A 20,897-nucleotide genomic window follows, 5' to 3' on the forward strand; every position below is an offset into this window, starting at 1 on the left:
GAATTAGGCGATAATAATCTAAAATCAATGATTGTCATTGGGCCTAATGGTTAGTATATGCAAAGGCCGTAGCGGAGCAAGGATTTTGAATATACCTTGTTGGGTGCTGTTTTTATTCTTCTACTTCAGGTTTGAAAGGCGGCAAAAATGGATCGTCTAATTCATTAAGGATTCCTTTTTTAAATCTCCAAACCTTAAATTTATTATCATTACCTCTTTCAATATCTTCATCATCCAATACACATAGAAGACAATATAAACCTTTACCAACGGTTCCTAACCATTAAAAAATTAATAGCATGAGCTGGTCTGTAATTACGATTAGCCATCATAGCTAAATGGTAACTTCCATTTAGAGCTTTAAAAATATATAACTCATTAACGTTGTCCATCAACATTAATGTGGTCTTGATTTTCTTTATTAATTCTTCTAATAATTTTTAGTCTTCTTCTTGCTCGTTGAAAGCTTCCCTGATGATTACCCACCCATTGATTTCTACCATAATTATAAATTACACACAACTCGTATATAACTGGAACTACTCCGTTTATCCAGCTATAAATAGACGAATAAACGGAGTAGTTCCAATCTGAAGCCCTCGCTAAGATTCAGCTTTTATCTTTTTTACTAAAATAGCTAAATTACTAATTGTATATCTTTGTTTTTCAGATTTGCTTAAAGCAACACAAATTTCCGGTTAACCTTTAAGAATATTGACTTCTTCCGGGCTATTACTTCCAAATTGATTTTAGTGTATATGCGTTACTCTCCAGTAGTTGCGCGGGGCCTTTCGAGCTTATTTCTATGTTGGTAAAATCTTCCGTCGGAAAGAAAATATCCGTCATAACGAGCTGGCCTTGATTAGCGAAAACTTCCATGGATGCTACATCTACTAACACGCGCAAATTTAATTTACCATTTAAAAGAGAAAGCGGGGCTACGTGCTTTTTGGCAAACCGCGGCTCAAAGCTAGTATTACCAGTGTGCGTCCGGTCAATGAATAATTGTTTAGCCGGTACTGAATAACCCAGGTTTACGTACTCGCCTTTGGCATTCGATAATTTTACAATCAGCTCGGTGCTTTTAGTTAGGTCAAAGTTTAAATCTAATTCGGTTAAAGGAGTATTTAAGTTGTATTGCTTACTTAAGTTAAAAGCAGACGTTATTTCCTGGGCTTTTATAGTTTTTGCATCTTGCCGGAGCTGCTGCAATTCTTTTACCGGAACACTAATTAACCGAATACCAGCGGGTGTATTTTGCAGTGTTAATTCCCGGGCTACGGTAGTGGCACTGCGCCAGTTTCCGGTAGGCACTTTATTCGCATAATCCCAGTTACTCATCCAGCCCATAAACAACCTACGGCCATCCGAAGCAGGGATGTTGGCCCAGGTAACTCCGGCATAATTATCTGCGCCCTGGTCTATCCAAAGCGTAGTGGAAGGAGGATTGCTGTTTTTAAATTCTTTGCCGTTAAAATCGCCGATAAAGTATTGGGTAGCCGATCCGCCATTAGGTCCGCCAGGGTTAATGCTTACAAATAAAACCCACTTTTGCTGCCCATCTACAGTAAGCGGAAACAAATCGGGGCATTCCCATACACCTCCATGGGCGCCTATATTTCCTTTGCCAAATTCACTTAAAAGTTGCCAGCTTTTTAAATCCGTTGAACCGTAGAAATGCACGCGGTCTTTTACGGCTAAGGTCATAATCCATTTTTTGGCCGAAGCGTACCACGAAACTTTTGGATCGCGAAAATCGCTGATTCCCGGATTAGGTAAAACAGGATTATTCGCGTATTTGATCCAGGTGCGGCCTTTATCGGTGCTGTAGGCCAGGCTTTGTACTTGTTTACCCGTTTTAGGATGATGGTGCGTAAAAATAGCTACCAGCGCTTTCTCATTTCCTTTCTGGAAACCGGCAGTATTGTTTTCATCTACCACGGCGCTGCCCGAAAAAATATAACCTAAGCTATCCGGAAACAAAGCAATAGGTAAGTTTTGCCAATGCACTAAGTCTTTACTAACGGCGTGCCCCCAGTGCATAGGTCCCCAAACGGTACTATCGGGATAGTGCTGGTAAAATAAATGGTACTCGCCAGCGTAATAAACCATCCCGTTCGGGTCGTTCATCCACATTTGGGGAGGCGAAAAATGAAACTGTGGCCGGTGTTGTTCGGTGTAGGTGCCGTTGCTTGCCTTTCCACTTTCCGGAGTTCCTGATTCAGCCTCAGTAGATTGATTGTTGTTTTCGGTATTAGTTGACTTAGAATTGCAGCCATACAGGAGAATACCCACGGCCATACTTAAAAGTAGTTTTTTCATATAAAGAGTTTGGTAAAGTAAATTTAAGAAACGGGTAATTCTATTAAATATCTAAATAGCTCGTCTTCTGGTTATAAGCTAAATTCAGCAGGTAAATTATTAATTGTGAAGGAAAGTTAAATAAAGCTTCTTATCCTCCACTCCTCCAAAGGAGGGCAATTGGTTTTACTTAGATTAATTTTCAACCACTTCAATAACCAGCAACTAACAACAAGCAACTACTTACTCATAAATACTTTTCATTTGCCAGGCATCAAGCGATAAAAGTTCTGCCTCCTGCCCTTGGGCGCGTATGGAAACGCCGGTACTGTCATCACGACCCGGATACACGCGCATGGCCACGCATTGTTTACCGTTTACAAATACTTCTATCACACTTTTGTCAATAAAAACGCGCAGCTTAACCGTTTCGCCGGGACCTAAATTAACAGTAGCCGTTTCCGGCGCGCGTATTCCTACATCCGGCAACGTAGAAGAATAAGACGATTCAATACTTATTAAACTGGCAGGTACATTAGGAGTGCGGGGTGCGGGTTTTTCGCCGGTAAATAAATTTACTAAATCGGCCGGCATAGAAGCGGTCTGGGGGCCTGATCGGTATTCTAAACCTTTACCAAATCCTTTTTCTCTAAAGAAAACGATTCGGGTATATTCTTCTTTGTTAGGCGACCGCAACAGATTTAGCTCAATAAACTGCGCTTTCTGAGGATCAATCTCCGCTGAAATCTCCATGGCGTTGCCTTTTACGTCGTTCAAAACTATTTCCTGATTAGCCGGAAGTTTCATTTTTTCGATGTGTTTGGCACCATAGCGCAAAGAACCCAGATCAGCGGCCGGCTCCTGGCCTAATTCATCTTTCGACAGCAAGGTTAAGCGGCGGGGCAAGCTCATAATCTGGTTCCAACTTTCGCTGGGCTTGCCCGGGTTCATGTTAAAGATAACGACCACCCCACCCTTACCGTCGGGAGCGGCCGAGGGAGCATGCACTCCGGAGGGCCCAACGGCCCCATGATTATATTTACCGCCCGAAGTAGCAATAAATTTATCGTTCTTTTTATCGTAGTCGCCTAACAGGTATTGACCTCCGCTCATGTGACTAAAGAAATTCATGATATACCGATCGCCAATTGGCCAGAAATAAGGGCAAGCGCCATCATCACCAATTAAGGTAAACCGGTCGTCCTGCACAAATTCGTGCATATACTCCCACTTTTTAAGGTCTTTAGACCGGAAAAGATAATCGGCCCGCACCGGCCTTCCGCCCGGTCCGGTAGGTGTTCTTCCGGCGGAAAGGGCATAGTACATATTGCCTTTTTTCCAGATAGAAGGATCGAATACACTGTAAGGCAAGCTGGAGCCGGTGGTACTTTTTGCCGGAATTACTGCATTCCCGGTAACTTTTTCCCAGTTTAATAATAACGGATCGCTGGATACGGCCACCATATTACCAACCGCTGTGCCGTGGTACATGGCAATAACCCGGTTATCTTCCACGAGCGTAGAGCCGGAAAATACGGCGCGCTCCGGACTGGGATAAATGGCGTAAGGTAGATCGCGCCAATGCACTAAATCTTTGCTAATGGCATGGCCCCAATGCTGCCGCGGGTCCTCGGGCGGATAGCCCTGGTAAAAAAGATGCCAATTGCCTTGCCAAAAACATAAGCCATTTGGGTCGTTAAGTTTACCTTCCGGATTAACGTAATGGTAAATAGGACGGAATTGGTCACCGGCCAATTTCTTTCGCGACTCCTCTAACCGTAGCATCAGCGGATTTGTTTTGAGTTGCGCCTCCTGTTCTTTCAGCGTTTTACCAAAAGTAAATTTAGGAACCGCCGACACATAAGGCGGCTTATCGGGTTGGGCAAATAGTGGATGATAACCGAACAGAATTACTAAAGACAAGAGAAAGGTTAAGATCTTTTTCATATTATATAGATAGAATTCTCTTTATGGCTTATAAACAAAACAACTTTAGAAATTAGCTGACGAACAAAAAGACTTGGCACCGGTATTAGCTTCCGGTAAAAAAGAGCTTTTAGCTTAAGAATAAACTTAAGAAGTACAAAAAAGAAAACAGCAGGATAGAAAAAGTAAAAAATTAAATACTAATTACCCTTTACTTTTTCCCAGTGAAAGTTCCTCTGTTCTCTTTGGGTGTATTGTTTATTTTAATACGGTTGTCACGGTTTTTTCGGGCCAAACGGAATGGAGCTCATGCACTTCTAACTTTTTAAGAACAGCCTTATGACCTTCTTCTAATCCTTTGGCAAAAGCTTTAATCTGTTTCTCGGCGGTTACCGAGTTCCAGGGTTTTACAAAATACATCTCCCCGTCATTCACATAAATTTCAATAACGGCTTTATCCACTATGGCCTCTATTTTAAAAATAGATTCCTCCGTAACCGAATAATTAATTTTATTCAAGTCGGTGAACAAATTACTATAATTGAGTTCATAGCCATTAATGTTCAGGCCAAAATCATTGCAATCTCCTCTTTCAAACTCGGCTACCAGGTGTACTACATCTGCCTTAATGGGGGCGGTAAAATCGGGATTTTCTTTGTTGAGTACCATATTTTGGTACACGTTATTACTTTTGTACAAGGATTTTATTTCCTGAACAGGTTGCGGACAAAGCCGGTAGCCGTCGAAGGATTTGCTAAGTTTGAGTTCGGTCGGGAAAGCCATGAATTGATTAAACGCCATGTTTTCTAATGGAATGCGGCTCCACCCAATTTGTATGCGCCGGCCATCTTTCTCCGGGATATTGTTGTAGGTTTGAGAGGCGTAAAATGCGCCACCGTGGTCATAGGTCCTGAAATCTTGTTCGGGAGTAAATTTCTTGCCATCAAAATCACCCACTTTATACTTACCATCGGCCGCGTACATTACCCATTTCTTTTGGTTGGGTGCTCCTTGTACTTCCAGTTGAAATAATTCCGGACATTCAAAGAAACCAGGAATACTGGATTGGTAGGTCCAATTTTTTAGATCAGGGGAGTTATAAAAGGAAAATTCCCTATTCATTGATTTTAAACCTGCGCTTATATTTTTTGAATGGGATTCATCGTACACAACCATTACCCAATGATTGCCCGGCTGGTACCAGAAAACTTTTGGATCTCTGCCTTTATGCTTTACCACCGGATTGCCCTCATAATCTTTAAAAGTCCGGCCATTATCGTAACTCAGAGCCAGGCATTCGCCGCGGCCAGTACTCGTATAAACGGCTATCAAAGGATCAATTCCGTTTTTTCTAAATCCCGAAGTATTGGTAGGGTCTGTAATGGCCGATCCGGAAAAAGCCATGTCCTCGTGTTTAGGGGTGTACAAGGCGTCGGATAATTCCTGCCAATGCAGCAGATCTTTGCTTACGGCATGTCCCCAATGCATATTTCCCCATTGCCAACCATAAGGATTGTGCTGAAAAAACAAATGGTATTCGCCGTTATAATGTATTAGCCCGTTGGGATCATTTAACCATCCACGGCGGGCAGAAAAATGAACCTGAGGTCGTAACTTTTCTTTATAAACCTCTTCCTGACCCGGAAACTGCTTATCCGCAAATATTTTTTCTAATACCTGGGGCTGTTCTACATTTTCCGCTTCAATAGATAGGGTTTTGCCCTGGTAGTTTTTCACATCAAAGAAAACCCAATGATCCGGTTCACCCGCCGACAGTCCTAAAGTAAATTCATCCAGTACTTTTCCGTTTGCCAGTATTCGCGTTTTTTTCAGAGCACTTGCTTCCGAAACCGGGAAGTTTAAATAGAGCTGATTTTTTTGAATTTTTATCTGCCTTTTACTTAATTGAATTCCTAGGTCAGGAGTAGTTTGTTTTTTTGCCTTACTGGTTTGGCCGTAAGAAATATTACTAAAAACACTATACAATAAGCAAATACTTAACGTAAAAATTTTATAGCTTTTCATTTCTATCTGGTTTTAAGGGAGAAGTAATCCGGTAATCTGGATTCCTATTTAAGTTAACCAGATTACCGGGAAAAATTAAAGTCAGGCTACTCTTTGAAGTTTAATAACCGGGATTTTGGACGTACAGACCTTTGGTAAAATCAATTTCTCTCTGCGGAATCGGAAAATATTCGTCGCGACCTTTAGTAAATTTGGCCGCTGATAAAAACGTTCTTCGGGTTTTTTCTACATCCAAATAGGCATTTAAGGTTTCGGCGGCAGTACCCCAGCGCACCAGGTCAAAAAACCTCGGGCTCTCCATGGCAAACTCCAGTCTTCGCTCCCACTGCAAAGCCTTACGAGCATTTTCCTGGCTCCAGGTGATATTTTTCCCGTTTTCGTATTCGTTGATGTTGTAATTAGAAGGGGCATTGCCATTGTCTAACTTGGTACGGCCCGTACTGTTTTTTGCCCGGGCCCGGATTTGATTAATGAGCGGTAATGCTTCGTTTTGGCGGCCTAATTCAATAAGGGCTTCGGCTTGCCAGAGCAATACATCCGCGTATCGGATAATATCAATATTTTTAGCGCTGCCGTAAAAAGGGCCTACTTTTTTAAAGCTCGGACTAGTAGCTTCTTGCTGCTCTTTCATGTTCCCAAAACTTCCATACAAAGCCGACACCCGTTCCCAACTGTGGTCATACAAAATGCTCGGATTGTATTTAAAAGGGTGACCCAGAATACCTATTGTATGATCAATGCGAGGGTCCACGGGAACACCCGAAGGAGTAAGATCGGCATCGGTTATAACTTTATTATTAAAAGTGTCAAACTGAGGAAGACCAGTGGCAGTAGTGGTAAAGGCATTTACCATATTTTGCGACGGAAGATGAAACCAGCAGCAACCGTATTGCGGCGCCAAACTGTAATTTAAACTGGTAGCCATACTCAAACGGCCAAAAGAAGTACCGTCGTTAATGGAAAACTGAACCGCAAACACCGATTCCGGCACGTTATCATAACCATATAGGAAGTTTTCGGCGAAATCAGGCTGCAAAGAATATTTGCCGGAATTAATCACCTCGGTGGTTAAAGCTACTACTTCGTTTAACCTTTGGGCGTTGATGTTAGTAACAGCATGGTTATCATTTTGCTCATAAGCCTGGTAAAGCCGAACCTTGGCTAAATAAGCTTTAGCAGCCATTTTATTGGCCCGGCCTACTTCCGGCTGAGATTCCGGTAGGTTCTCGCTGGCTACCTGAAAATCTTGGGCTATTTTGTTCCACAACTCATCGTTGGTATACTGCCGGTTAGATACCGTTAAAATATCGGCTTCCGAAAGGGTTTCATCAATGTAAGGCACGTACTTAAATAAAATTTTCAGCAGAAAATGCATGTGCCCTCTTAAAAAGAGTAATTCACCCTGCCGCACTTTTTTCTGCGCAAATTGCGCGTCCGTTAAGTTATTAAGCGCTTTTAAGGCGAAATTAGCCCTCGAAATAGCTCCGTACGCCCGAGCCCAGGTATTATTAGCATTTCCGATGGTAGTAGGCGTTACCAGATTGTATTGTTCGTAGTTATTGTATTCGCCCACATCTCCCACGCTGCCGCCTCCTTTATAAGCATCATCGGAGCGTACACTGCCGTAGGCCCACATACTGGTAATGGAACCATCCCAAAAGTCGTTACCAATTGAAGCGTAAGCGGCAGTTACTAATTGATCTACTTTATCCGGGTTAGTAAGCTGGTCGGCGGTAAGGGTACCCCGAGGCTCATAATCTAAGTAATCTTTGCAACCACTCGCTAAAATTAAGGCAGCTGCGATAAACACTTTAAATATAGGTCGTTTCATGATTATTTACTTTTTTTGCTTCTGGTTAAAAGTTTACGTTTACGCCAAGAGTGTAAGTGGTAGGCTGCGGCCAGTTACCAAAACCGCCAATTCTTTCGGGGTCTTTACTTAAGTATTCCTTACTTTTTATGGCAAATAAATTTTGCCCAATCAGGTAAAAACGCAGGCTTGCCATTTTAGCTTTTGATACCAATTCAGTAGGCAACGAATAACCTAACTGTACATTCCGCATGCGGGCGTAAGAACCATTCACTAAAAAGAAATCGGAATTCCGGAATTCATCATTCCGATTTACTAAGGAGAGCATTGGCGTGTTAGAACCAGGATTTTGAGGTGTCCAGGCATTTAACACTCCTGGTCCGTTGTTTTGGTTAACAAAAAGGAAGGAATTAAACTGCCGAGCAGGGTCCAGACCGGTTTTGCCAGCTACTCCCGAGCCGAAAATAGATATATCAAAGTTTTTATAACTTGCATCAATCCGTAAACCATATTCCAGACTAGGTAAGAAAGTACCTAACCAATCCTGATCTAAAGCATTAATGGTTCCGTCGTCGTTTAAATCTACGTAGCGAATGCGGCCTACGCCTTTACCGGTTTGAGCAGCATGGGCATCTACTTCGGCCTGGTTCTGGAAAATGCCATCGGTTTTATAACCAAACACCGCTAACTGCGACTGACCAATAATAGTTTTTTCGACGTTGCCGGGGTAAGCGGTGCGTACTTCAGCGGGTAACTCGGTTATTTTATCTCTAAAATGAGCGGCATTGCCACTAATACTGTAGTTAAAACCGCTAGGAGTTGAGTTCTGATAGGTTAATAATACTTCCCAGCCTTTATTACTTTTGGTAGCTCCGTTCAGCCACTTTACTCTACCTTCGCCAATGGCACTGGCTATGGGAGGCTGTATCAGGATATCCTTGGTTTTCCGGGTAAAGTAATCGAATGAACCCACAATTTTATCGTTCAGAAAACCAAAGTCCAATCCTACGTTTAATTCATCCGTAGATTCCCACTTTAAATTTTGGTTTTCGCCTTGAATCTGCACGTAACCCGATGGCAAAGTACCCTGGTTAACGCCACTTAAATCGTAAGCGGTTCCTACATTCAGCCATTCGCCGGGAAATCCTACGCCGTTATTAAACAAAGTTCCGTAATTAGGCTGGAACAAGCCAAAACGGGCAATATTACCAATTTCCTGGTTACCTACCCGACCCACGCCAGCTCTTAATTTTAATTCAGAAATTGCACTAACATTCTTCAGAAAATTCTCCTCGTTAATTCTCCATCCCAGGGTAAAAGCCGGGAATAAGCCATATTGATTTTGCGAACCAAACCGGGAAGAACCATCCCGCCGGAGCGTGGCAGAAGCTAAATATTTATCCCCGAAGGCGTAGTTAATTTTGCCGAATAAAGAGAATAAGCGATAACCGGTAACTAAACCATTATTGGTGCTGCGGCCCGTACCGGCATTTAATACATAATAATTTTCTTCTTCCGTGGAAAAGCCTTCGCGGAAAGCCCCAAAACCTTGAAAATCGTTGCGGATTGCTTCGGAACCAGCCAATGCACTGATGCGATGCTGGCCTATTTCAAACTGGTAATTAGCGGTATTGGTCCAGGTTAAGGTAAGCTCATTACCTTGCTGCAAGGCCAGACTGTTAATGCTTCTGCCCAAAAAGCCTTCCTGAAAAGCGGGCTCAATATTTTTAGAAAGCACGTTGGAGTAATCTGCTCCCAGGCTGGTGCGCAACACGAGTCCTTTCAGCGGGGTTACTTCGGCGTAAATATTACCTAAGGCATTTAAGCGGTTATTTTTATCCCAGCGGTTCAGGTATTGCATGTGCACCGGATTGTTCCTATCTGAGTAACCGGCGCCAATCGGGCCTGCGTAGGTGCCATCGGTCCGGAAAACAGGTAAGGTGGGGGCCAGCGTTATAGATAAGTCGGTAGTGGGAGCGCCGCCCAGATCGTTGGCTTGTAAAGTTTGGGAAGAACGGGCCAATTGCAGGTTTTCCCCGATTTTAACCTTATCGTTCAGGAAAGTAGTGTAGGCATTAATCCGGGTGCTATACCGGTCGAAGTTGGTGTACTTTAACATGCCGGTATTTTTAAAATAACCCAGGTTAATTAGTAAACTGCTTCTGTTTGTTCCGGCGGTAATGGTTAAATCTTGTTGGGTAACAATGGCTTTTTCGTAGGTTTCAGCCTGCCAATTAGTATTGCCTACCGGTTGCAGCGGGTCGCCGCCCACAAAGGGAGCCACGTTTACTTTATTTAGTATTGGATTGTTGTAATCGCCATTCCAGTCGTAAGTATAAAGGGCTTTATGCACGGCAGGGTCGGTGCGATCGTTTACAGCACCCTGCCACAAAGCCCGACCCCGTTCTTCGGCGGTTAAAACATCTTCCCGCCAGGGCTTTTCAGTTTGAACAGATACATTGGAATTGAATTGTACACTTACTTTTTCCTGACCCGATTTTACTCTTCCTTCTTTGGTGGTTACAATAATTACCCCGTTGGAAGCCCGCGCCCCGTAAATAGAAGCCGCCGACGCATCTTTTAAAACCTGCACCGAGGCAATTGAACTTGGGTTAATACTGGCAAATACCTGCGCATCTTTGGTGGGTACACCATCAATAATATAAAGCGGATTGGGATCACCCAGGGTATTTAGCCCCCGGATTAAAACCCGGTTGTTGCCGCCATTCGGTTGTCCGGTTGCCTCTACGTAAAGCCCGGGTACCCGCCCTTGTAAAGCCCGCATGGGGTTACCAACCGGAATATCCTTTACTTCTTTCAGGTTTACTACGGCTACCGCCCCGGTTAAATCGGCTTTTTTCTGAGTTTGGTAACCGGTAACTACCACTTCCTCCAGTGCTTTTACGTCTGGTTGTAAGGTAACATTTAGGTTGGTCTGGTTGCGAACTGCTATTTCCTGAGCCAGGTAACCCACAAAAGATACCACCAGCACGGCATCCGAATTAGGTACCGATACCGAAAAGGAACCATCGGTATTGGTTGTAGTACCATTATTTGTTCCTTTTACCGCAATGCTTACACCCGGCATAGGCTCTCCCGTTTCGGAAGAGACTTTACCGGACACGTTTATGTTGTTTTGGGCGTATAGGTTAGGCGCTGCCCACAACAGCAAAAGAATTAAGTACAAGATTCTTTTCATTCGTTTTAGGTTTATTGTTAGAATTAAAAAGTAGGTATTCAGGAAGGAAAGACCTGGTTTCCGGCGAATTCCGCGTCCAGGAGCTGGGGATCATAAGTGGGGGTAGCGCCCTTACAGGAAGCTACATAAGCTCCTACCAGGCAGGCTTTTTTTAAACATTCGGCCACGGGTTGCTGCTGCAGGTAGTTACTCAGGTAAGTGGCCAGAAAGGAATCGCCGCTGCCAATAGTATCTTCTACTTCTACTTTATATCCCGGATGTTGCTCATACCCTTCGTCGGTTAAAACAGCCGCGCCGTTTTCGCCCCGGGTAAGAATTACTATTTGCAGGTTGAACTTTTGCCGGATATGAGCCATTTGCTGTTGTTCGGTGCCAGTGAATCCAAGCCAGCTCATAATTAATTCTAATTCCTGGTGGTTCATTTTTACAATATCCGCGAAATGCAATAAATCTTGAATGCGTTCCGGGTTATAGTGCGGGGGCCGCAGATTTACATCAAAAACTTTCAACCTGGCTTTAGATAAATAATGCAAAAGGGTGTCGCGGGTAGTAGCGCTTCGGGCTGCCAGGCTGCCGTACACAAAAACAGTACTTTGGGCTACTATCTGCGCTACTTCTTCCTCGTATTGGATGTAATCCCAGGCAACTGGTTCTACTATCTTATAGGTTATTTCATTTTTATCATCCAAATTTACTTTTACCACGCCGGTTAAATGCGATTTGCTAATCTGAATGCATTGGGTTGAAATTTTTTTCTTTTCCAAAAAATCTAATAACGCTTCGCCTAAATCGTCGGAGCCAACCCGGCTTATAACTAGGGGGTTATAATTATTGTATTTTAAATGGATGGCTACATTCATGGGAGCTCCGCCGGGCATGTGACCGCTGGGCAGCATATCCCATAAAGTTTCGCCGAAACAAATTATTTTTTGCGTCATGATTGTGAAAGCTTAATTATTATTAAGAATAAAGTGCTGGTCCTTGCCCTATCATTATTCAGCCACAACTCGCTATAAAACAGAACTCTGCAATTGTTTTAGAGAATCTTACCATTGTATTTATAGGGTTACAAGGATGCTAAATTCTTATAGGAAGCTATTTAACTTAGACTATATCTACTATTTACTATATAAAATCTAGTGTCATGTGGTTACTATCCAGGGTCTAGTGCAAGACCATATTATGCTCGATTTGCTCCAGCGAAGTACCTTTCGTTTCGGGCATTAGCCGCCATACAAATAGCAGTTGCAGCACCATCATGCCCGTAAAAATCAGGAAAGTGGTTCCCCCGCCCAGGGTTTCAGCGATGTAAGGGAAAGAAAAGGCAATAATGGCCGCCATTATCCAGTGCGTAAAGCTGCCTAATGCTTGCCCCGAAGCCCGCACCTGGTTGGGAAATATTTCAGAAATAAATACCCAAATAACTGCCCCTTGCGAAAAAGCAAAAAATGCTATGTACACAAACAGGTAAATAGGTACAGCTATACCATTAAACTCCTGGAAATAAAAGGCTTTAGATACAAGCCCCAGGGTAGCAATTAAACCAAACGAGCCGATAAGCATGAGGGTACGACGGCCAAACCGGTCGATGAAGTTGAGGGCCAACAGCGTAAACAAGAAATTGATGAGGCCAATACCTGCCGAAGAAAGCAAAGCTGAACTTTTACCTAAACCCACCATTTCGAAAATGCGGGGAGCGTAATAAATAATGGCGTTAATACCCGATACCTGGTTGAAAAAAGCAAACAGCACCGCCAGCGTTATAGGCATGGAATATTTGCGGGAGAAGAGTGATGTTTTTACTTGTCTGCCTTGTTCATCCTGCGACGAGGAAAGAATATCGGCCACCATTTGCCGGGTATTGGCTTCCGGGTTGGCAATTTTTAAAGTTCTTTCCGCTTCTTCCAGCCTTCCTTTTTTAATAATTAACCAACGGGGGCTTTCGGGCACTAACAAAACTGTCACCAGAAATATAAACGAAGGTACCGCTTGAATGCCCAACATCCAGCGCCAATCCTGGTCGCCGGTACCCGCAAATAAGTAGTTCGATAAATAAGAAATCAGAATTCCGAATACCACATTAAATTGAAACATGGCCACTAACTTCCCGCGCGATTTAGCGGGCGCAATTTCGGAAATATACAAGGGTGCCGTTACCGAAGAAACGCCTACTCCAATACCGCCTAAAAAACGAAAAACTAAAAATATACTCCAATCCGGGGCTAAGGCAGTTCCCAGTGAAGAAAGCAAGTATAAAATGGCAATCCCGAATAAAGTAGCCTTGCGTCCAAACTTATCCGAAGGAATACCGCCAAACATAGCTCCTAAAACGGTACCTATTAAAGCAATGGCCACCGTAAACCCGTGTTCGAAAGTAGTTAAATGCCATAATTGCTGAATAGATTTTTCGGCTCCCGATATAACAGCAGTGTCGAACCCGAACAGAAAGCCGCCTAGTGCTACCACTATCGACCAGAAAAAAACCTTTGTATTAGCCATTTTTTTGATTTTGTTTCCATCAAAAGTAGGCAGGCTTTCAGAGGAGGGCGTTTGATAGCGTATCAAAATCAATTAAACTTTGATACACCTCATTTTTAATTCGTAAATTATTTAATATCAGCAACTTGAAACAATAAATTTATTTCTAAATATTAAATAATGTAACAAGATGTTAAATAATGTTACTTTCTATTAAATCAGAATTATTAGTAAATTTTAAAATTTAGTGGTAAAAAGAAGGGAGTTCTTGCACTATTAGCAATATTGATAAACTCGTTATAGAAGAGCACAACTGGTACTTTCTGATAAGAAAAGAACGTGGAGCGAGGCTCTGGCTTCGTGGTTCTGATTGGGTAGGTCTAAAGCCGAGCTAGTGGAAAAGATTTTTTAAAGCTTTAATTTACTTTTCTACCGGCTAAAGGCCGGACGATACGCATCACGAGCGTGGATGCTCGCGATAGAAACAGAAATAGAATTAGAATTAACTCTTTTCTTCCCCTATCTAAAACTACATTTAAATTAAACCGTCTTGAGGTAGCTTTTCTGCATTTTATAATCGGTGGGTGAAATGCCGTATTTGGCTTTAAAGGCCGTAGCAAAGTAAGTAGACGAAGAAAAACCTACCTGGTACGCTACATCTGCAATAGAAGCAGAAGTTTGTTGGAGTAAATGGCAGGATTTCGTTAGGCGGGCCGTTTGAATATAATCATTTACGTTGCCATTTAGTAAGGCTTTAACTTTACGATATAATTGCACCCGGGACAAACCTATTTCCCTACTCAGAAAATCAACGCTTAAATTAGGGTCGGCTAATTTTTCATCAATAATTCTTTTAAAATCATTTAAAAATTTTTGATCAAGCTTAGAAATAGAAGGCGAATTAGCAGGAGACAAAACCTCGCCGTTAGCAAAATAATCTTTTACTAATCGCCGGTTGGCCAATAAACTCTTCACGCTTTCTTTCAACACTTGCGGACTAAAAGGTTTGGTTAAATAAAGTTCGGCCCCTACCTGCATTCCTTCAATTTGTTGTTCTAAACCATTTAGAGCCGTTAAGATAATAATTGGAATATGCGAGGTACGCAGGTCGGCTTTTAAACTGGCAACCACCTTTATTCCTTTCATATCCGGTAACATTAAATCACAGATTATTAAATCAGGCACCTTTTCAATTGCTTTGGTTAAGCCTAGTTCTCCTTCGCCGGCCGTAAATACCTGGTAGTTGGCTTGCAACGTGTATTGCAGAAAACTCCGTAAATCCGGATGATCTTCAATCACCAAAATACTTTCACTTTTACTCTCGTTATTGCTGGAATCCTGCCAAATAGGACCTGTTTCTGCTACAATTAATTTACTTAATTGTCCTTCTTCGCCGACTACCGCACTAATTTTTTCTTCTTCTTTAAAGTGTTGGCTACCTAGCAGTAATTGAATAGTAAAGGTAGTGCCCTGGTGAGGCTCGCTTTTTACGGTAATTTCGCCGTGGTGAAGCTGAATAAATTCTTTGGATAAAGGCAAACCCAAGCCAGTACCTTTATTAGAATCTTGGTTGGCCTGGTAAAACAGTTCGAAGGCCCGGTTTACTTCCATTTCCGTCATGCCTATTCCCGTATCCCGCACTTTTACGTGTACCTGGTTTAGGGCAGCATCCTGTTCTATTAAAATATGAATCCGGCCGTGGGTTTTAGTAAATTTAAAGGCGTTAGATAAAAGGTTAAAAAAAACTTTATCCATCATATTCACATCAAACCAAACGGGCAAAACGCTAAGGTTCGTAATCAGTTTAAATTCGATGTTGCTTTTTTTTGCCATTGGTTCAAATGGCTGCATTACTTCGCGCATGAAAGCGATCAGGTCGTTTTCGGTGGCTTTTACCTGAATCATGCCGCTTTCCAGTTTCCGGAAGTCCATTAACTGATTTACCAACCACAGCAAGCGGCTGGCATTTTTTTGAATGAGCCGCAAGCTTTGCTTCACCATTAAATGGTCGCTTTTGCCGTGCAGCAAACTATCAATGGGGCCTAAAATAAGGGTTAACGGGGTCCGGAATTCATGCGAAATATTAGTAAAAAATTTAAATTTAGATTCAGTGGCAGCTTGCGCTTCGTCGGCCATTTCCTGAATTTTATTTCGCTGCTGAATAATTTTCCGGTTTTTTAGTTTTAGTATTTTATTTATTTTTTTGTTTTCTACTAACGAGTAAAGCGCCAGACAACCTAATACAATGGCCACAACCAGCAACCCGGAAATAGTATATAATAAAATGCGCTGGTTATTGTAAACGCGTAATTGTTCTTCATTGTGTTTTTGCTGCCGTTCAATGTCTTCCTGCTGATTCAGAATTTTATCGGTTTGCATTTTAATCATTCGCACATTGGTGGGGTCAATAACGGCGGTGTTTAAAATATTTTCTTTGGTAAAAGGCTTTTTCTCTAAAATTTGCACAGCAGTCCGGATAGCTTCTTCTCCCCCGGTCGGGTACAACACTGTCGCGTCAATTAAACCATCGTGCACCATTTGAATATCGCCCAAAGGACCCGCTAAACCATCAATTCCCACAATTTTGGTCCGGGGACTAATTCCGCGTTCCCGCCACACTTCGTAGGTTCCTAAGGCCATTACCTCGTTTTGCGCAAATACCAAATCGGCCTGTTTTATAGAATCAAATAAGGCTGTTAACTTTTGTTTCGCGATTTTCTTTTCCCAATCGCCGGCAATAACCCGGATTACCTGAATATTCGGATAATTCCGGATGGCATCTAAAAAACCTTTGTGGCGCTCAATGGACGGGGAAGAAGTAGGCAAACCGGTTATTTCTACTACTTTTCCTTTGCCGTGTAAGTAAGCGCCAATGTATTGCCCAGCCGTTTTACCAACCTCATAATTATTGCCGCCCACATAAGCCGTATAAAAAGAAGATGCTGTTTTTCGATCTACCACTACTACTGGAATGCCGTTTTGGTAAGCTTGTTCTACTACCGGCGTAATGGGTTCGGCCTCGTTCGGCGAAACAATCAGGAGGTTAATATTGCTTGTAAGTAATTCTTTTATTTGTTCTACCTGCTTTCCACTGTTCCCTTTCGCATCGCGGTACAAGAAGTCTACTTCCGGATGAAAAGCCAGTTCCCGTTGCATACCTCTCAGCATATCACGCCGCCAGGCATCATCGCCGGTACATTGCGAGAAACCAATAACATATTTAGGCGCTTCTTTTTCTTTACACGCCGGAATAAGGAAGAACGGAAATAGCAAAATAAAAATGCTAATGCGAAGGAGCATGCCAGTGATACAGTAAGTACAAAAGAAATATACGAAAATAGAACGACAGGCTGATTTTCGAATAATTCTATACCCTCAAGAAAAGATGCTATTTAGTAAATATCTGTTAATAAATTCGGCATAAACCTTTGGATGTATTTTACAGATTAACGGATAAAATTAAAATTTTACATTTCGTAATTAATTTACTTAAACTACGTATGCCTTATTTCAATGAATAGTTAACAAATAACGCAGCACTACTAAAAGGGCAAAAAACGGTCAGGAATTATATTTTAAGTAAATAGATAAATTTACTAGACATTGGAATAGCATTAATAAGGTATGGCTATTAAATTTTTTAATAGTTTAAAGTTTAAAGTCTAACATCTAATATCTTGATACTTGTGTCTCTTTTACTTGATATTGACAGAATACAAGAACTTTCTTTATTCAGGAAGTAAAAAGTAAATAATTATAGATAAGGCAAACCCTATCGGTTTTGTTATTAAAAATAGTATGTTAGCTGATGTTCTGGCAAATAAATAACTTATATTTTAACGGATTACTCTACTTTAAAACATGAAAAAATATACAAATTTAGTAAGTTATTGGCTGTTCGTTTGGGTGTTGCTTTTGGCCGGTTGCCAGCCCGATGATTCAGGCGATAACGTTACCCCAGAACCCGATGGTAGTGAACTCTTTGTGTCGGCAGATGCAAAAACTACTATCTCAAAAACTATTTTACAAGGTTATGCTCTTACTGCCGGGTACGGCCGTTTCTTATCTGCTATAAAGTACAATGTTGCTTTTTATAAATTTACTTATAAAACTACTTACCGCGATAACCCAATAGAAGTATCGGGTTTGCTGGCTATACCGCAAAATACGCCTACCCCCCCTGCTATACTAAGCGCTCAACACGGCACTATGTTCGCTAACGCCGATGCTCCTTCTAATTTTCCGGCTAGTTTTACAGGGTTCGAATTATTTGCGGCCGCGGGCTATATTACATTAATTCCGGACTTCATTGGGTTTGGTGTTTCTCAAAATACTTTTCACCCTTACTACGACCAGAAATCTTCTGCATCCACCGTGGTAGATATGATAAAAGCAGCGAAGTGGTACTTAAAAAGTGCCAACATTACAGCCAATAATAATTTGTTTTTAGTAGGTTATTCCGAAGGCGGCTACGTAACCATGGCCGCTCAAAAAGAAATTGAAACCAATCCGGATCATAAATTAACGCTTACGGCAGCAGCGGCCGGAGCGGGCGGTTACGATTTAACCGGCATGCTCACCGGCATTGCTACTACAACTACGTATCCTAATCCCTCTTTTCTGGCCTTTATTATTCAAGCTTATAATACTACTTACGACTGGAAACGACCTTTAACCGATTTTTTCCAGGAACCTTACGCGACTACCATTCCTGCTTTATTTGATGGCACCAAAGACATTGATGCCATTAACCAAGGTTTAACTAACAGCCCGGCCGCGTTATTTAACCCAGCTTTTTACGCTGGTTTACAAAACCCAACCGGCGAACAAACTTTAAAAAAGGCTTTAACGGATAATAGTTTTCTGACCTGGGTACCGAAAAGCCCAACGCGGTTGTACCACGGTACCGCCGATGAAGCCGTTTTTTACTCTACCTCCGAAACTACTTTTAATCGTTTTAAAGCGGCCGGAGCCACCAACGTGGAATTTTTCCCGATTGAAGGCGGAATGCACCGTACCAGCATAGAAACCATGATGATCAACGCTTTGCCTTGGTTAGAGTCCCTTAATAAGTAAATTCTACAGCGCTTATTAATTATAACAGTAATTAATTATTTACTATTTGCTAAAACAAATCAGATTCAGTTCGGTTTTTTTCAGAATAGGTTTACTGTTTCTTCTTTTATTTTTAATGCTTTTACAAGGGGGTAGTGGCTATAATATCCCACTACAGGGATAGGATTTTTTACTTATATCCGGATTAGCTCTCATGTTATTCCTGGTTCAGTATAATCCTAATCTAAAGAATGTAACTCTTAAAAAATAGGTGAGATCTATTCCAATAAGTCTGCTGCTATGGGTTCTGATTTTCTTTTTAAAATTTTAAGAGAGTTCTCTCTCTTCGACTACGAAGCGGGTAGCGTTAAAGTAATATTATGGAGCTTTTTAGGTTTATTAATTTTTTCAGGAAGAATCTTACTATGGGTATTAATAAGATCTAAAATTTAGAATAGCCAATTATTTTAAATAATTTACTAAATCTAAAATTATTTGTAAGAAAAGTAGAATGCCGAAAAAGTTAATGTTGTCTGTAATTTTTGTGTTGTTGGCATTTCAGGTAGTTCAGGCGCAAAAGAATAAACCCATCGATCGGAAAGCTACCCGGCAAACCAAAGCCTTATACCATAATCTACGGAAGCTAGCCAAAAAACAGACGCTTTTCGGTCATCAGCACGCCACCGAATACGGCCATGGCTGGATGGGCGACTTTGATCGCTCCGACGTAAAATCGGTAACCGGCTCGCACCCCGCCATAATTGGAATAGATTTTAGCGGCTTTTCGGGTAGGCCAGCAGAGGCAATCCAGACGGCTAAAGAACGGGTAAGAAAGACGGTAATAGATACCTACAACCGGGGAGGCGTAATTACGGCAGCCTGGCATTTTTCTAATCCCATATCTCCGGGTGGTTTCAATTGGGTCGATTCGGTATCTAAACCGGCAGTAGGTTCTATTATTCCGGGTGGCGAGGCGCACGCGCAGTATAAAGAAATTCTGCGGGGAGTTGGCGAGTGGGCCCATACGGTAAAAGGCAATGATGGTAAGTTAGTACCTATTATTTTCAGGCCGTACCACGAGTTCGACGGCGGTTGGTTTTGGTGGGGCAAACCCCACGCTTCGCGCGAAGATTTTATTACATTATGGCAGTTTACCGTTTCGTATTTACGCGACAGCTTACAGGTGCACAATTTTATTTACGCTTTTTCGCCGGATAATAAATTCAGAACCGAAGCGCAATATTTAGAGCGGTACCCCGGCGACGAGTGGGTAGATATGGTAGGGGTTGATAATTACGGCGATATGGGCCGGAACCGTTTTGCTCCCGATACAGCAGCTTTAAAACTTAAAATTGTATCAGATTACGCGCAGAAAGCTGGCAAATTAGCCGCTTTTACCGAAACCGGTCTAGAGTCCATTCCAGATACTACCTGGTGGACCAACATGCTTCTGAAAACCATGAAAACTTACCCGGTGCAACTTACTTACGTGCTGGTTTGGCGCAACGATATGCGCAGCCCTACTCACTTCTACGCACCGTTTCCTGGCCAGGTAAGCGCACCTAACTTCCTGAAGTTTTACCGCGACCCCTATACCTTATTCGAAAAAGATCTGAAGAAAATCTACCGACGAAAGTTTTTAGGAATTTTCTAAAATAGTTTAAAACCTCTCCTAACATGATGGTAATTAATAAAAATTGCTCCGTCGAAATTATCCGGTACGCCATTCCGGAAACCCAACACACTGCTTTTGAAAATGCCTATACGGAGGCCGGTAAACTGTTGCAAAATTCGCCTTACTGTTTAGGATATAATTTAATAAAAGGCACAGATGAACCCGATCATTATATTCTTACCATTTACTGGACATCCGTAGAGGAACATTTAAATGGTTTCCGGAAGAGCAGCGATTTTGGGGCATTTTTTAATTTAATTCGTCCATTTTACACCAACATTCAGGAAATGAAGCACTACGAACAAACAAACCTAACCTGGCAGAAAGAACTTTAGCTAGTTTTAGCGGGAAACTGCTTTACTAAGTATATTCAGCACAAAGGCGGAACGGTAAATCTTTTATTCTGAAAACTTCTCTAGCAGTTAGGA

The 20,897-nt window shown here is 42.0% G+C and carries 11 protein-coding genes and 1 pseudogene; 3 read left to right on the forward strand and 9 right to left on the reverse strand.

What is annotated here, in order from left to right:
- Positions 1 to 112: 112 nt before the first annotated feature.
- The 9 genes and pseudogenes from HUW48_RS16080 to HUW48_RS16120 all read right to left on the reverse strand — a co-directional run.
- Positions 113 to 268 (reverse strand): annotated as a pseudogene (locus HUW48_RS16080) (Imm7 family immunity protein); the annotation flags it as partial.
- 464 nt (positions 269 to 732) lie between these two features.
- Complete coding sequence (locus HUW48_RS16085) at positions 733 to 2,322, reverse strand: glycoside hydrolase family 32 protein (RefSeq protein WP_220463937.1); 1,590 nt, start codon at positions 2,320 to 2,322, stop codon at positions 733 to 735.
- A gap of 222 nt (positions 2,323 to 2,544) precedes the next feature.
- Entirely contained in the window at positions 2,545 to 4,248 is a 1,704-nt protein-coding gene (locus tag HUW48_RS16090) for a glycoside hydrolase family 32 protein (protein ID WP_182411924.1), read from the reverse strand.
- A gap of 237 nt (positions 4,249 to 4,485) precedes the next feature.
- Positions 4,486 to 6,252: a glycoside hydrolase family 32 protein gene (locus HUW48_RS16095; RefSeq protein WP_182411925.1), complete on the reverse strand. Its 1,767-nt coding sequence runs from the start codon at positions 6,250 to 6,252 to the stop codon at positions 4,486 to 4,488.
- Positions 6,253 to 6,352: 100 nt separating this feature from the next.
- A complete protein-coding gene (locus tag HUW48_RS16100) occupies positions 6,353 to 8,083 on the reverse strand; it encodes a RagB/SusD family nutrient uptake outer membrane protein (protein WP_182411926.1) in 1,731 nt (576 codons plus the stop codon).
- 25 nt (positions 8,084 to 8,108) lie between these two features.
- Complete coding sequence (locus tag HUW48_RS16105; protein WP_182411927.1) at positions 8,109 to 11,261, reverse strand: SusC/RagA family TonB-linked outer membrane protein; 3,153 nt, start codon at positions 11,259 to 11,261, stop codon at positions 8,109 to 8,111.
- Between the two features lie 38 nt (positions 11,262 to 11,299).
- Positions 11,300 to 12,199, reverse strand: coding sequence for a carbohydrate kinase family protein (locus tag HUW48_RS16110; RefSeq protein ID WP_182411928.1), 900 nt, complete (start codon positions 12,197 to 12,199; stop codon positions 11,300 to 11,302).
- A 226-nt stretch (positions 12,200 to 12,425) separates the two neighbouring features.
- The gene (locus HUW48_RS16115; RefSeq protein WP_182411929.1) at positions 12,426 to 13,760 is read right to left on the reverse strand and encodes a sugar porter family MFS transporter; all 1,335 of its coding nucleotides are present in this window, start codon (positions 13,758 to 13,760) and stop codon (positions 12,426 to 12,428) included.
- 519 nt (positions 13,761 to 14,279) lie between these two features.
- Complete coding sequence (locus tag HUW48_RS16120) at positions 14,280 to 17,039, reverse strand: substrate-binding domain-containing protein (RefSeq protein ID WP_182411930.1); 2,760 nt, start codon at positions 17,037 to 17,039, stop codon at positions 14,280 to 14,282.
- Between the two features lie 561 nt (positions 17,040 to 17,600).
- Here HUW48_RS16120 and HUW48_RS16125 point away from each other — a divergent pair.
- The 3 genes from HUW48_RS16125 (at position 17,601) to HUW48_RS16135 (ending at position 20,804) form a co-directional block, all read left to right on the forward strand.
- The gene (locus HUW48_RS16125) at positions 17,601 to 18,815 is read left to right on the forward strand and encodes an alpha/beta hydrolase family protein (RefSeq protein WP_182411931.1); all 1,215 of its coding nucleotides are present in this window, start codon (positions 17,601 to 17,603) and stop codon (positions 18,813 to 18,815) included.
- A 490-nt stretch (positions 18,816 to 19,305) separates the two neighbouring features.
- A complete protein-coding gene (locus HUW48_RS16130; protein WP_246343509.1) occupies positions 19,306 to 20,448 on the forward strand; it encodes a glycoside hydrolase family 26 protein in 1,143 nt (380 codons plus the stop codon).
- 23 nt (positions 20,449 to 20,471) lie between these two features.
- A complete protein-coding gene (locus HUW48_RS16135; RefSeq protein ID WP_220463938.1) occupies positions 20,472 to 20,804 on the forward strand; it encodes an antibiotic biosynthesis monooxygenase family protein in 333 nt (110 codons plus the stop codon).
- The last annotated feature ends 93 nt before the right edge of the window (positions 20,805 to 20,897 follow it).

It is taken from the genome of Adhaeribacter radiodurans (assembly GCF_014075995.1).
Classification (GTDB): Bacteria; Bacteroidota; Bacteroidia; order Cytophagales; family Hymenobacteraceae; genus Adhaeribacter; species Adhaeribacter radiodurans.

Coding starts and splice junctions, on each gene's coding strand:
- HUW48_RS16085 (WP_220463937.1), bottom strand. CDS start 2,322: ATGAAAAAACTACTTTTAAGTATGGCCGTGGGTATTCTCCTGTATGGC.
- HUW48_RS16090 (WP_182411924.1), bottom strand. CDS start 4,248: ATGAAAAAGATCTTAACCTTTCTCTTGTCTTTAGTAATTCTGTTCGGT.
- HUW48_RS16095 (WP_182411925.1), bottom strand. CDS start 6,252: ATGAAAAGCTATAAAATTTTTACGTTAAGTATTTGCTTATTGTATAGT.
- HUW48_RS16100 (WP_182411926.1), bottom strand. CDS start 8,083: ATGAAACGACCTATATTTAAAGTGTTTATCGCAGCTGCCTTAATTTTA.
- HUW48_RS16105 (WP_182411927.1), bottom strand. CDS start 11,261: ATGAAAAGAATCTTGTACTTAATTCTTTTGCTGTTGTGGGCAGCGCCT.
- HUW48_RS16110 (WP_182411928.1), bottom strand. CDS start 12,199: ATGACGCAAAAAATAATTTGTTTCGGCGAAACTTTATGGGATATGCTG.
- HUW48_RS16115 (WP_182411929.1), bottom strand. CDS start 13,760: ATGGCTAATACAAAGGTTTTTTTCTGGTCGATAGTGGTAGCACTAGGC.
- HUW48_RS16120 (WP_182411930.1), bottom strand. CDS start 17,039: ATGCTCCTTCGCATTAGCATTTTTATTTTGCTATTTCCGTTCTTCCTT.
- HUW48_RS16125 (WP_182411931.1), top strand. CDS start 17,601: ATGAAAAAATATACAAATTTAGTAAGTTATTGGCTGTTCGTTTGGGTG.
- HUW48_RS16130 (WP_246343509.1), top strand. CDS start 19,306: ATGCCGAAAAAGTTAATGTTGTCTGTAATTTTTGTGTTGTTGGCATTT.
- HUW48_RS16135 (WP_220463938.1), top strand. CDS start 20,472: ATGATGGTAATTAATAAAAATTGCTCCGTCGAAATTATCCGGTACGCC.